The sequence below is a fragment of the Rickettsia endosymbiont of Lasioglossum villosulum genome (genome assembly GCF_964026455.1).
GTDB lineage: Bacteria > Pseudomonadota > Alphaproteobacteria > Rickettsiales > Rickettsiaceae > Rickettsia.
The window spans coordinates 1,180,525-1,193,847 of the sequence record NZ_OZ032152.1 but is presented as its reverse complement, the minus strand read 5'-3'; the positions used below and the strand labels follow the sequence as shown (position 1 = coordinate 1,193,847).

Below are 13,323 nucleotides of genomic sequence, written 5' to 3'. Positions count from 1 at the left end.
TAATCTAAATTACATATATTTATAGGTTGATTTATATGTAAATAGAATATACATTAATCTTTAAATAACTAATCATAATTGAGGTAAAAAATATGAATTTGCGTAAATTAAATGAAGAATTAATTGATTACAACATGTCGCTACGTCTATTATTTATGGTACTTGGTTTAGCTATTATAACAATGTCCATGGATAGTTTAGCTACAGGTAGCGTTGGTGATCCAGTAGGTGCGGCATTATGTAATGTAATTTTAATATTTAGAGGTAATACAGCAAGAGGTATAGCTGTTGTTGGTATAATCGTGTTAGGTATTCAAACACTTAGAGGAAAACTACAATGGGAAGTAGCTTTAGTTATAGTTGCGGCAATTATAATATTATTTAAAGCTCCAGACATAGTATCTATGGTATCAGGTAGTACTGGTAATGCTAATTGTGGTACCACCAGCGTTACTTCGTAATTGTTAACATTTAAGTTCTAAAGATAAAGTACTCATAAGATTTGCTCTTATGGGTACTTTTTCTTTTTTTAAGATTTAAAAGCTCAAACATTATAAATTCTAGTTTCTATTAAAATAATAAAAACCCTTATCAAAAACACACAAAACCTAGCAAAAATATATAAGTTTACAAAATTTTAGAAATTGAATTCTTGAAATCCTTTAAACCTATATGTATATTTAGGTATTAACTGAATTTAAGTTCTTATGAAATTAGCAAAAATATTAAGTGCCCTTTTATGCCTAGGGCTAATTCTAAACGGATGTAAAAGCAAAAAAAGTAACGATGATTTAGTTACTCCTATTTCTACTCTTTATAATGAGGGTGTTACTCTGCTTGAGAAAAAGAAGTATAAAAATGCTGCTGAAGAATTTGGAAAAATATTTTATCAGCATCCGGGTAATGAATTTACGCCGCAAGCAGAGTTGATGCAGGCTTACTCATTATTCCTTGCTGCTCAATATGAAGAGGCAGTTGATGTACTCGATATTTTCATTAATCTACATCCTGCAAATGTTGATATTGCTTATGCATATTACCTTAAAGCTCTTTCATATTATATGCTAATTTCTGATGTGAATCATGATCAATCTAGAACTTTCTTGGCTAAAGATAGTTTTGAAGATCTAATTACAAAATTCCCAAATACTAAATATGCTATTGATTCCTCTTTAAAAATTGATTTAGTAAATGATCATTTAGCTGGTAAAGAGTTAACAATTGGTAGATTCTATTTAAAGAAAAAGAATCCAATGGCAGCAATTAATCGATTTGAAGAAGTAGTCGAAAATTATCAAACTACCTCTCATTGCGTAGAAGCTTTATATCGTTTGACAGAAAGCTATATGATGCTTGGATTACCGGATGAGGCAATGAAATATGCTTCGGTTCTTGGTCATAACTATCCAGATAGTAAATGGTATAGCTATGCTTATAAATTAATTAAAGGATACAATATTGGTAAATAAATAGTATGTATACGAAGATCAATTTCAAAAAGAGCAAGGAATCCACAAGACGAGGAACGGAGCGTATATTAATACGTGAGTACCGGAGTACTTGTAGGACGACGAAGCCAATTTTTGAAATTCATCGAGTAGACTATGTTTCATAGTCTTTCAGTTAGAAACTTTATCCTGATAGACGAGTTAGAAATCGAATTTATTAATGGTTTATGCGTTATTACCGGCGAAACCGGTGCCGGTAAGTCTATTTTACTTGATGCTATTTTATTTTGTTTAGGCTATAAAACTTCAAGTGCCGGTATAATAAAGCATGGAAAAGATTATGCAGCCGTTAATATAGTCTTTTCATTAAATGATGAAATAAAAAATTTCCTAACTCAAAATTTTATTGAATTAGAAGAATCACTGTTTATAAAATGCGTCCAAAAAGCAGAGGGACGCAAAAATTTCTTTATCAATAATCAAGTAGTTAATAAAGCTATTATGCAACAATTAGCTACTTATTTATTTGAACTTCACGGACAAAACAATAATATTTCCCTTTTAGAAATCAATACGCAGCGTGATATTTTAGATAATTTTGGAGATCTTTTAGAACTTCGTATGCAGCTTGCCAAGTGTTATCAAGCGTGGCAGAATATCCGTAATGAAATAGCCGAAATAGCACTTAAACAAAATTCTATAGAACAAGAAATTGATTATTTAAACTTCGTAACCGAAGAGCTGACTAAGCTTAATGTTCAAATAGGTGAAGAAGAGCAGCTAACAAATATACGAAAAGATTTGCAAAATAAAGATAAGGATTTGCAGCTAATCAAAGATATTCTAGAGCAGGTTAATAATCCTGAAATAAATAGCTCAATTAGTAAAGCGGAGAAACTATTAGCAAAGCAAAGTCAAAATGAAGAATTCGTAAATATTTCGACAAATCTTGAAGAAGCTTATAATAATTTGGAAGAGGCGAGACAAAATTTATCGAATCTTCTAGAAAATTTTAACAAGTTAGATTATAACCTTGAAGAAATAGAAGAAAGATTATTTGCAATAAAAGCGATTAGTCGGAAATATAATGTTTCTGCTGACACACTTAAGACATTTTTAGAGGAATCTTTAAATCAGCTAAATAGCTTGAAAGGGAAAATAGCAAATCAAGCAGAATTGCAAGTGCAAGAAGCAAAATTAAGTACAGAATATTATAAGCTTGGTAAGGATTTATCGGGCAAACGTCTTGCGGCAGCAAAGCGTTTAGAAGAGGTGCTGCACTATGAATTAAAGCAATTAAAAATGGAAAAAGCTACTTTTCATGTTAATATAGCAGAAAGAAAAGAAGCGGCAGCATATGGCATAGATGATATAGTTTTTAAAGCTTCCACCAACCCGGGGATGTCTCCAGAGGCAATTAATAAAATCGCTTCGGGCGGTGAATTATCAAGATTTATGCTTGCTTTAAAAACTTCCTTATTTAATAAAATGGTTAAACCTGCTATTATATTCGATGAAATAGATGTGGGAATTGGCGGTGAGGTTGCAGATAAAGTTGGTGAAAGGCTCAAAAAGCTTAGCTCAGCTACGCAAGTGATAGTTATAACGCACCAGCCTCAAGTAGCGGGAAAAGCAGATTTGCATATAAAAATTGAGAAAATGCAATTAGAAAAAGAAACAAAGGTAACAGTAAAAGCTTTAAATTTAGCCGAAAGACAGCAGGAACTTGCCCGCATGATTTCAGGCAAAACAATTACTGAGGCAAGCTTAAAGGCGGCTAAGGAACTACTGCGTTCATGACAAACGTCATTGCGAGGAGAATTACAAAGTAATTTGACGAAGCAATCTCAGGAGTTTTTTTATTGCTTCATTCGCTCGCAATGACAAAAAACAAGGAATATATGAACAATTACAAAAAACTAGAAAATGAACTTTCAACCATCTCAAATTTTGAAAATATCTTAAGCATATTATATTGGGATATAGCGGTAAATATGCCTATAGGATCAGGGGAAAGTAGGACAAACGAGATGGTATCTTTAACTTCGCTAGTTCATTCTCTGGTTAAATCCCCGTTGCTTAAAGAGTTAGTTAGCAGAGCAAAGGAAGAGGCAAAAAATCTTGATGAATGGCAGAATGCTAATATAAGAGAAATTGAGCGGAAGATATTAGATGCAAATTGTATCGATGAGGAGCTACAAAAGAGATTAGTAGCTGCAACTACTAAATCTGAACTTGTTTGGCGAAAAGTGAGAAAGACTAATGATTATAATTTATTTAAGCCTCATTTGCAGAAAGTTTTAGATTATACAAGAGAAGTTGCTAAAGTACGTGCAGGTGTATTTAATTGCAGTCCTTACGATGCATTAATTGATATGTATGATCCAAGTAGAACAAGCAGCGAGATTAAAAAAGTTTTTTCATATGTTAAAGAAAATCTTTCTGAGCTTATTGGTAAGGTTTTAGAAAAGCAGAAAAGTCAAAAAGAACTGGTAAAAAGTACTGAATTAAGCCCTGAAATACAAAAAAATATCGGCAAGCGTATAATGGAAATTATGCAGTTTGATGGGAGCAGAGGGCGGCTTGATGAATCTACTCATCCTTTTTGCGGTGGAACACCAAATGATATACGCTTAACTACCAGATATGATAAAGATAATTTCATAAGCGGCTTAATGGGGATTATTCACGAAACTGGACATGCTTTATATGAGCAGAACTTACCAGAAATGTACAAGGGGGGGCAGCCGGTCGGACGTGCTAAAGGCATGGCTTTTCACGAAAGTCAGTCTTTATTTATGGAGATGCAAGTAGGTAGGTCAAGAGAGTTTACGGAGTTTTTAGCAAAATTACTTCGTGATGAATTTAACCTTAAGTCGGAAGAATATTCGGCAGATAATTTATATAGGGCAATTACGAAAGTTGAGCCGGATTTTATCAGAGTTAACGCTGATGAGGTAACTTACCCAATGCATGTAATATTGCGTTTTGAAATAGAAGAATTGCTTATTAGCGGTGAATTAAATCTTGATGAATTGCCAAATTTTTGGGATAGTAAGATGCAGGAATATTTAGGAATAAAACCTAGAAGTTTTAGCGAAGGATGTTTGCAAGATATTCATTGGTCTAGCGGATGGTTCGGTTACTTTCCAGCTTACACAAACGGGGCAATTATTGCATCAATGGTAATGAAGAAAGTAAAAGAGATAAACAAAAACGTAAAAGATGATATTTTAAAAGGTGACTTTAGTAACTTAAATAATTATTTGAATAAAAATTTCAGAAGTTTCGGTTCACTAAAAAATTCGCCTGATTTGCTAAAAAGTGCTAGCGGTGAGGAGAATATAAATCCTGAAGTGTTTATTAAGTACTTGGAAGAGAAGTATTTGTAATAAATGAGGTGTCATGCCGTGGCGGCATTGTTGCGTGGATTAGTTTTTCCGTCATTGCGAGGAAATTACGAGGTAATTGACGAAGCAATCTAGTAAAAAAAATGCTAACTTATAGCATTTTTTATTATTTTTTCTGGATTGCCACGCTCATTTCATTCGCTCGCAATGACGACTTAGTATTCACGCAACGATGCCTATGTGGAAATGACATAGAACATCTACTCGCAATGACGTTAAAAAATTAAATTATCATAAAAATAATATGGAAGAAAATTTAAAAAAGACAGGTTTTTTATTCGGTGGGAACGCTGTTTTTATTGAAGAACTATATAAACAATATTTAGAAAATCCTGCTTCAGTTGATCAAACTTGGCAAGAGTTTTTTGTAGGCGTTAAGGATAGCAATCAGCTTCTTAATAAAAGTACTGCTAAAATAATTTTAAAAGCCGTTGCCGCAGAAGAGTCCAAAACTTCAGAAAATCCTACATCCACCCCAAATAATTTTAATGTCGGTGCGATGATAAAAAATTATCGTAAATATGCCCATTATCTTGCAAAGCTAGACCCTCTAGGGCTTGAAGTTACTAAAACTAAAGAGGATTTAAAGCTTGGTATAGAGAATTTTGGTTTTACAAATGATCAGCTTGGTAAAGTAATAGAGCATAAATTTTTAGATAAAACGTATAGCTTAGGTGAGTTGGTTAATTTTCTTGATAAAACTTATGCAGGTTCTATTGGAACTGAATTTGAGCAGGTAGAAAATGAAGAGGAAAAAAATTGGTTATATTCTAAATTAGAATCAGGTGTTATTTCATTTTCCTCGGAAGAAAAGAAAAATATCCTAAATGACTTAGTGGAAGTAGAAGGATTTGAGCAATATCTACATACAAAATTCCCAGGGGCTAAGCGTTTCTCGGTAGAGGGCGGTGATGCTTCCATAGTTGCCATGAATAAAGCTATTGATTTATCTCTGCATCAAGGTGTGGAAGAGATCGTCATAGGAATGGCTCATCGTGGAAGATTAAACACGCTAACTAAAGTAGTCGGTAAACCTTATAGAGCGGTTATCGCAGGCTTTATAAGTGGTAGCGTATTCCCTGACGAGCTAAATGTTTCAGGTGACGTAAAATATCATTTAGGCTATTCATCGGACAGGGTCATAGGTGATAAGAAGATACATTTGTCGCTAGCTGATAACCCGTCACATTTAGAAGCTGTAAACCCAATAGTTGCAGGTAAAGTAAGAGCAAAACAGGACATACTTAAAGATCCTAAACGCAGTAAAGTCAAAGCTATTTTAGTCCATGGTGATGCTGCTTTTTGCGGTCAAGGAGTTGTGGCAGAAAGCTTATCTATGTCACCCCTAGCTGCTTATAATATTGGTGGAGTTCTACATTTCGTAATTAACAACCAACTAGGTTTTACAGCGAATGCTGCCGATACCAGAGCCAGCAGATATTCTACAGAATTTGCAAAAATAATAGCAGCACCGATTTTGCATGTTAATGGTGATGATATAGAAGCAGTCTTAAAAGCTACAAATATTGCGGTGGAATATAGGCAGAAATTCGGTAAAGATGTTATTGTGGAAATCATTTGCTACCGAAAATATGGGCATAATGAGGGTGATGAGCCGATGTATACACAAGGTAAAATGTATAACATCATCAAGAGTAAGCTAACGCCTGGAAATATTTATGCAAATGAGCTAGTGAAAAATGGCGTAATCGATAATAATTATTTTGCTAAATTAAAAGAACAGTTTAAAGCAAAACTGGATAAGGAATATGAGCAGGCTAAAAATTATAAGGCAGAGGCTCATTTCTTAGGTGGTTTATGGCAAGGTATTACCCGCACTCGCACACAAGCAGCAGTAACTGGGGTAGATAAAAAGACTTTGCAAAATCTAGGGATTAAGCTATGCGAAATGCCGAAAAATTTTGCTGTTAATCCAAAATTGGTTAAGTTATTTGATGCTAGAAAAGTTGCTTTAACAGCAGATCAGCCTATTGACTGGGCAACAGCTGAGCAGCTCGCTTTTGCAAGCCTGCTTACATCCGGTACTAATATAAGATTAACAGGGCAAGACTGCGGACGTGGTACTTTCTCACATCGTCATTCAGTGTTACATAGCCAAGTTGATGATACTACCTATATACCTTTAAATAACTTGTCCAAAGAGCAAGCAACATATGAAGTAGCAGATAGTAATTTATCCGAATATGCTGTGCTTGGTTTTGAATATGGTTATTCACTCGCAAACCCAAAAAATCTAGTTTTATGGGAAGCTCAATTTGGTGATTTTGCTAACGGAGCTCAGATTATTTTCGATCAATTCATTTCAAGCAGTGAAACAAAATGGCTTCGCATGAGCGGACTAGTAGTTTTACTACCGCATGGCTTTGAGGGTCAAGGACCGGAACATAGTTCAGCAAGGCTTGAGAGATTCCTGCAGCTAGCAGCAGAGGATAATATGTATATTACATATCCTACTACGCCTGCTTCAATTTTCCATCTGCTTCGTCGTCAAATAATTGATAATGTTAGAAAACCATTGATCGTGATGTCGCCGAAATCCTTGTTGCGTCATAAGAATGTGGTTTCTAAACTTGATGAATTAGGTGGTAATACTACTTTTTCGCCGGTTTTAGATGAAGTAAATAAACTGGAAGCAAGCAATGTTACTAAAGTAATTTTATGCAGTGGTAAGGTATATTATGATTTATTCGAAATGCGTGGCAGTAATAGTAATATAGCAATTATTAGGCTTGAACAATTATACCCATTTGAAAAAAAGGTTGTAGTAGAGCTGTTAAAAAAATATAATAAAGCAAGTGAATTTATTTGGTGTCAGGAAGAGCCAATGAATATGGGAGCTTGGAGATATATAACCTCTCACCTAAATAATGCTTTAAAAGAAGCAGGAATTAATAATGAATTCAAATATATAGGTAGAGAAGAATCAGCATCTCCAGCAGTTGGCTCATTACAAGCACATAATAAGCAACAAGAAGAAATACTAAAAAAAGCATTAAATTAAGAGATAGCTTTGAAATTTGGTGTCATTCCGTGGCGATTTTACCAGTGTGTATCAGTTTTACCGTCATTGCGAGGAAATTACGAAGTAATTGACGAAGCAATCTAGTAAAAAAGTCCTGAGATTGCCACGTTCCTTGCAGTCACTCGCAATGACGACATTGAAGCCACGCACCAAAGTCATAAACTATATAATAATTTAGGATAAAAATAAGGAAACAAATATGGGTGTTAAAATTATAGTGCCGTCTCTCGGTGAATCGGTAACAGAAGCTACTATTGCCAAATGGTATAAGAAAGAGGGCGACGCTGTTAAAACCGATGAATTATTATTGGAAATTGAAACTGAGAAAGTAACATTAGAAGTTAATTCCCCGTGCAATGGTACTATAGGTAAAATAATAAAAGCTGACGGAGCAAATGTTGCAGTTGGTGAAGAAATAGGCGATATAAATGAGGGGGAAGCTGTAGCAACAAATAGTAACGAAGCAGCAAAACCTCAAACAGCTTCCCAGCCTGTTCCAGAAAAAGTACCAGAAAAGCCAGCAGTTGCTAATAATACCCTTGCTCCATCTGTGCAGAAATTAGTTACTGAAAATAAGCTTGATCCAAATAATATAAAAGGAACAGGCAAAGATGGTAGAATTACCAAAGGCGATGTATTAGAGACTATGAACGCTCCTATTCCTGCCACTACTCCTACCACTTCTTCAGCTAAAACTAGTGAAGAAAGAGTAGAGCGTGTGCGTATGTCACGTTTGCGTAAAACCATTGCACAGCGTTTAAAAGACTCGCAAAATACAGCTGCTATTTTGACTACCTTTAATGAAATTGATATGTCAAAAGTGATAGCTCTGCGTGGTAAGTATAAAGATGAGTTTGAGAAAAAGCACGGCGTAAAGCTTGGCTTTATGTCATTCTTTGTTAGAGCAACTATCGAAGCGTTAAAGCTTATTCCGTCAGTAAATGCTGAGATAGATGGTGATGATTTAGTATATAAAAATTATTACGATATAGGTGTAGCAGTTGGAACAGAGCAAGGTCTTGTCGTACCGGTTGTTAGAGATGCTGACAAAATGGGATTTGCTGATATTGAAAAGACAATAGGGGGACTCGCTAAAAAAGCAAGAGATGGTAAGCTTTCTATGGCTGATTTATCAGGTGGCACATTCTCGATTTCTAATGGTGGTGTATATGGTTCGCTTTTATCTACTCCTATTATTAATCCGCCTCAATCTGGTATTTTAGGACTACATAAAACTGAGGAAAGAGTAGTGGCTATAGATGGTAAAATTGAAATACGTCCGATGATGTATATAGCTCTATCATACGATCACCGCATAATTGATGGAAAGGAAGCTGTTTCATTCTTAGTAAAAATTAAAGAGCTAATAGAAAGTCCTGAAAAGCTACTGCTAAACTTATAGTTTGCTTGGAGTTATAATTAATGATAAAATGTACTCGTCGTATTGAGTTCGATGCAGGGCATAGAATTATCGGTCATAAAAATAAATGTCAATATCTGCACGGTCATCGTTATGTTCTCGAGATAACTATAGCAGCAAAAAATACTGATGAACTTGGTATGGTAGTGGATTTTGGCTTGATTAAAGATTTAGCTAAAGGCTGGGTTGATAAAAATTTTGACCATAGCCTAATCTTGCATCAGGATGATAAAGAAATCGGGCAGAAAATTGAAAGTCACACAGGTCAGAAAGTATATTATTTAAAGAATAATCCGACGGCAGAAAATATTGTTCTGCATTTAAAAAATGAGATTTTCCCTAAGCTTTTTGAAAGTCAAAAATTCTTTGTTACTAGCATAAAACTATTCGAGACACCTAATTGCTTTATTGAGGTCTAAGCATGCAGGATTATGCCTTGATCTTAACTACGACTAATGATTTACAAATTGCTGAAAAAATAGCCTTTCTATTATTAGAGCTAGATCTTGCTGCTTGCATACAAATTGATGATGTGAAAAGTTACTTTAAATGGGAAAAAAAAGTAAACTTTGAAAAAGAATACAGAATTATAATTAAAGCAAAATCTTCTAATTATAAAAAGATTGAAAATAAAATCCTTGAAGTTCATAATTATGAATTACCACAAATAATAAAAATAAATATTGACTGCGGTCTTCAAAAATACTTAGAATGGATTAATCAAAATAGCAAGTAAACCTATGGTTGAATAATTTAAATCGAAAAATAAAGTAAGTATACGTGGAGTAAAAAATGAAATTATGGCAAAAAGTTACCTTAGGTCTAATCTTCGGTATTATATTCGGTATTTACCTACCGCAATATGTTGATTATATTAAGCCAGTCGGTGACATATTTTTACGTTTGATAAAAATGATCATTGCACCACTAATTTTCTTTAGCTTGGTTTCAGGCATTACTAGTATGAATGATACTTCTGCACTTGGCAGGGTAGGCATGAAAGCGGTAGTAGCCTTTTTAGGAACTACTTTTTTTGCTACGGTTTTTGGTCTTGCTGTTGCTGCAATATTGAAACCTGGCGTAGGCATGCATATAGATTTTTCTCCTTCTGGCTCTGGCAAGGTTGAGAGAACATCCTTTAATATAATAGATTTCTTTGTAAATATAGTACCTGATAATGCTGTCGGTGCTTTTGCAAATGGTGATGTTTTGCAAGTAGTATTTTTTGCCGTCTTTGTTGGTATTACCTTAAATAAAATGAAAGCAGCAGCAGAACCTATTACTGATTTAGTACATTTAATGTCAAAATTAGTACTAAAAATGATATCTTTTGTTATTCAATTATCACCTTATGGTGCTTTTGCTTTAACAGCTTGGATTATAGGCACGCAAGGTATAGAAGTAATGATAAGCCTTTCAAAGCTTGTTATAGCAGTTGTTGTGGCAATGACATTTCAATATCTAGTATTCGGTTTGCTTATATATATATTTTGTCGTGTATCTCCTATACCTTTTTATAAGAAAAGCTTTGAGTATCAAATACTTGCTTTTTCTACCTCAAGTAGCAAAGCAACTCTTTCAACTACTATGCAAGTTTGTCGTGAGAAACTTGGGATCTCAGAGTCTAGTACCTCGTTTGTATTGCCGATAGGTGCTTCAATTAATATGGATGGGTTTGCTATAAATTTATCGCTTACTACTATCTTTTTTGCTCAAATGATGGGCGTAACGCTTGCTCCGCATGATTATTTAGTGATTATCTTAACCTCAACCCTTGGCTCAATTGGCGGTGCTGGTATTCCTGGAGCTTCGTTAATCATGCTGCCTATGGTGCTTTCATCTGTACATTTACCGATTGAGGGTGTAGCAATTATTGCCGGAATAGATAGAATTCTTGATATGTTACGCACTACCATTAATATAACAGGTGATGCAACAATTACTATGCTTGTTGATAATAGCGAAGGGACATTAGATAAAGAGGTTTACTTGTCATAAATTTAGCTCAATTCTAATGCTGCCTCTTCTAAAGTTTTTAGTTGATCACGAAGTTTTGCTGCTTGTTCAAATTCAAGATTGCTTGCAGCTTTAAGTATTTCTTTTCTTAGTTTATCAATATGAGCTTTTAGCTTAGCTGGATTTTCAAATAAATTATGCGTTTGTTTTTTATCAAGCTTACTATCTACTTTCTCAAGCTCTGCTAAAGCATGGATAGTACGGTTGATGGTTTTTGAAATTATGCCATATTTTTCGTTATGTTCTTGCTGAATTGTCCGTCTACGCATCGTTTCGCTAATAGCTTTGTCAATGGACTTAGTCATTTTATCGGCATAGAGAATAACTCTTCCCTCGCTATTTCTTGCAGCTCTACCAATTGTTTGTATCAGCGATACTTCCGAATGCAAAAACCCTTCTTTGTCAGCATCAAGTATGGCAACTAAACCGCATTCGGGAATGTCTAAACCCTCACGTAGCAAGTTAATTCCGACTAAAATATCAATTGTTCCTTGCCTTAAATCCCTTAATATTTCGATACGCTCTAATGTATGAACGTTAGAATGCAAATAAGAGGTTTTATATTTAAGTTCCTGTAAATAATTGGTTAAATCTTCTGCCATTTTTTTGGTAAGAGTTGTAACTAACACACGGAAACCTTTGGCAATCGTGCTTTGGATTTCGCCTACTAAATCCTCAACCTGATTAGTAGCAGGCTTAATAATACATTCTGGATCAAGCAGCCCAGTAGGTCTAATTATTAACTCTACAACTTCGCCGCCAGTTTCATTTAACTCAAAAGGTGATGGAGTTGCTGATACGAAAACAGTTTGCGGTCTAAAATTCTCCCATTCTTCAAATTTTAGTGGTCTGTTATCAAGAGCTGACGGTAGACGAAATCCATGCTCTACCAGCACTTCTTTCCTTGCTCTATCACCGTTATACATAGCTCTAATTTGCGGTACGGATACGTGGCTTTCATCAACAAATAATAACGCATCTTTTGGGAGATATTCAAATAAAGTGGGTGGTGGCTCTCCAGCTTTACGACCTGTGAAAAAGCGGGAGTAATTTTCTACACCTTTACAGCTGCCTGTTTCGGTTAGCATTTCAAGATCGTATTGAGTGCGTTGATTGATCCTTTGTGTTTCCAGTAATTTGTCTTGCGATTTTAAGAATGCAATACGTTTTTGCAATTCCTCTTCAATTTCCGATATTGCTTTATTTACTGTTTCTTTTGGCATTACGAAATGAGAATTACCATATATTATAGCTTTATCAAGTTTAGCAAGCTTTTCACCGGTTAGCGGATCGAATTCGTGAATATACTCAAGTTCGTTACCGAAAAATGACAAACGCCAAGCCTTATCGCTATAGTGTGATGGAAAAACATCAACATTATCCCCCTTAACCCGAAAGCAACCACGTTCAAAACCAATATCATTACGCTCATATTGTAAATTCACTAAATCATTAAGTAGCTTATCACGAGGGTAGCTTTTACCAGGCTCTAAATTGACTGTCATTTGATAGTATAAATCCGGCGAACCAAGACCATAAATGCAAGAAACAGAGGACACGACTATAACATCACGTCGCTCTAATAACGATCTTGTAGCTGAGTGCCTCATTAAGTCAATCTGCTCGTTAATTGAGGAGTCTTTTTCTATAAAAACATCGGTTTTCAGGATATAAGCTTCTGGTTGGTAATAATCATAATATGAGACAAAATATTCAACTGCATTTTTGGGAAAAATCGATTTCATTTCGGAATAAATTTGTGCAGCTAGTGTTTTATTATGTGCCATAATAAGCGTCGGTCGGTTGGTTCTTTCTATGATATTTGCCATAGTAAAGGTTTTACCTGAGCCTGTAATACCAAGTAACATCTGCGAACGCTTTTTGTTGTTTAAGCCTTTGATAATTTCATCAATTGCTTTTGGCTGATCACCCGCTGGTTTATAATCTGATATAATAGAAAAGTTACTCATCGCTTTTTTCTTGCTT

Annotated in this window: 10 protein-coding genes; 9 read left to right on the top strand and 1 reads right to left on the bottom strand. The window is 34.8% G+C overall.

Annotation, left to right across the window (positions count from 1 at the left end; genetic code table 11):
- Positions 1–92 precede the first annotated feature (92 nt).
- From AAGD49_RS05930 to AAGD49_RS05890, 9 genes are all read left to right on the top strand, one after another.
- Positions 93–461: a TrbC/VirB2 family protein gene (locus AAGD49_RS05930; protein WP_341788331.1), complete on the top strand. Its 369-nt coding sequence runs from the start codon at positions 93–95 to the stop codon at positions 459–461.
- A gap of 246 nt (positions 462–707) precedes the next feature.
- On the top strand, positions 708–1,469 hold the full coding sequence (locus tag AAGD49_RS05925; protein WP_341788330.1) for an outer membrane protein assembly factor BamD: 762 nt from the start codon (positions 708–710) through the stop codon (positions 1,467–1,469).
- Positions 1,470–1,604: 135 nt separating this feature from the next.
- Positions 1,605–3,248, top strand: coding sequence for a DNA repair protein RecN (gene recN / locus AAGD49_RS05920; RefSeq protein WP_341788329.1), 1,644 nt, complete (start codon positions 1,605–1,607; stop codon positions 3,246–3,248).
- 101 nt (positions 3,249–3,349) lie between these two features.
- Positions 3,350–4,840 (top strand): carboxypeptidase M32, encoded by a 1,491-nt coding sequence (locus AAGD49_RS05915; RefSeq protein WP_341788328.1) that lies wholly within the window; start codon positions 3,350–3,352, stop codon positions 4,838–4,840.
- Between the two features lie 262 nt (positions 4,841–5,102).
- Positions 5,103–7,880: a 2-oxoglutarate dehydrogenase E1 component gene (locus AAGD49_RS05910; RefSeq protein WP_341788327.1), complete on the top strand. Its 2,778-nt coding sequence runs from the start codon at positions 5,103–5,105 to the stop codon at positions 7,878–7,880.
- Between the two features lie 220 nt (positions 7,881–8,100).
- Positions 8,101–9,303: a 2-oxoglutarate dehydrogenase complex dihydrolipoyllysine-residue succinyltransferase gene (odhB, locus tag AAGD49_RS05905; protein WP_341788326.1), complete on the top strand. Its 1,203-nt coding sequence runs from the start codon at positions 8,101–8,103 to the stop codon at positions 9,301–9,303.
- 20 nt (positions 9,304–9,323) lie between these two features.
- A complete protein-coding gene (locus AAGD49_RS05900; protein ID WP_341788325.1) occupies positions 9,324–9,740 on the top strand; it encodes a 6-pyruvoyl tetrahydropterin synthase family protein in 417 nt (138 codons plus the stop codon).
- A gap of 2 nt (positions 9,741–9,742) precedes the next feature.
- Positions 9,743–10,057, top strand: coding sequence for a divalent-cation tolerance protein CutA (gene cutA / locus AAGD49_RS05895; RefSeq protein WP_341788324.1), 315 nt, complete (start codon positions 9,743–9,745; stop codon positions 10,055–10,057).
- Positions 10,058–10,113: 56 nt separating this feature from the next.
- Positions 10,114–11,319, top strand: coding sequence for a dicarboxylate/amino acid:cation symporter (locus tag AAGD49_RS05890; RefSeq protein ID WP_341788323.1), 1,206 nt, complete (start codon positions 10,114–10,116; stop codon positions 11,317–11,319).
- Positions 11,320–11,321: 2 nt separating this feature from the next.
- On the opposite strand, the gene uvrB is transcribed toward AAGD49_RS05890, so the two are convergent.
- Positions 11,322–13,307 carry an excinuclease ABC subunit UvrB gene (gene uvrB, locus AAGD49_RS05885; RefSeq protein ID WP_341788322.1) on the bottom strand — a complete coding sequence of 662 codons (1,986 nt, stop codon included), beginning with the start codon at positions 13,305–13,307 and terminating at the stop codon, positions 11,322–11,324.
- Positions 13,308–13,323: the final 16 nt, after the last annotated feature.

Bases quoted from the DNA above. Each gene is read 5' to 3' on its own strand.
- AAGD49_RS05930 (WP_341788331.1), top strand. From the start codon at position 93: ATGAATTTGCGTAAATTAAATGAAGAATTAATTGATTACAACATGTCG.
- AAGD49_RS05925 (WP_341788330.1), top strand. From the start codon at position 708: ATGAAATTAGCAAAAATATTAAGTGCCCTTTTATGCCTAGGGCTAATT.
- recN (WP_341788329.1), top strand. From the start codon at position 1,605: ATGTTTCATAGTCTTTCAGTTAGAAACTTTATCCTGATAGACGAGTTA.
- AAGD49_RS05915 (WP_341788328.1), top strand. From the start codon at position 3,350: ATGAACAATTACAAAAAACTAGAAAATGAACTTTCAACCATCTCAAAT.
- AAGD49_RS05910 (WP_341788327.1), top strand. From the start codon at position 5,103: ATGGAAGAAAATTTAAAAAAGACAGGTTTTTTATTCGGTGGGAACGCT.
- odhB (WP_341788326.1), top strand. From the start codon at position 8,101: ATGGGTGTTAAAATTATAGTGCCGTCTCTCGGTGAATCGGTAACAGAA.
- AAGD49_RS05900 (WP_341788325.1), top strand. From the start codon at position 9,324: ATGATAAAATGTACTCGTCGTATTGAGTTCGATGCAGGGCATAGAATT.
- cutA (WP_341788324.1), top strand. From the start codon at position 9,743: ATGCAGGATTATGCCTTGATCTTAACTACGACTAATGATTTACAAATT.
- AAGD49_RS05890 (WP_341788323.1), top strand. From the start codon at position 10,114: ATGAAATTATGGCAAAAAGTTACCTTAGGTCTAATCTTCGGTATTATA.
- uvrB (WP_341788322.1), bottom strand. From the start codon at position 13,307: ATGAGTAACTTTTCTATTATATCAGATTATAAACCAGCGGGTGATCAG.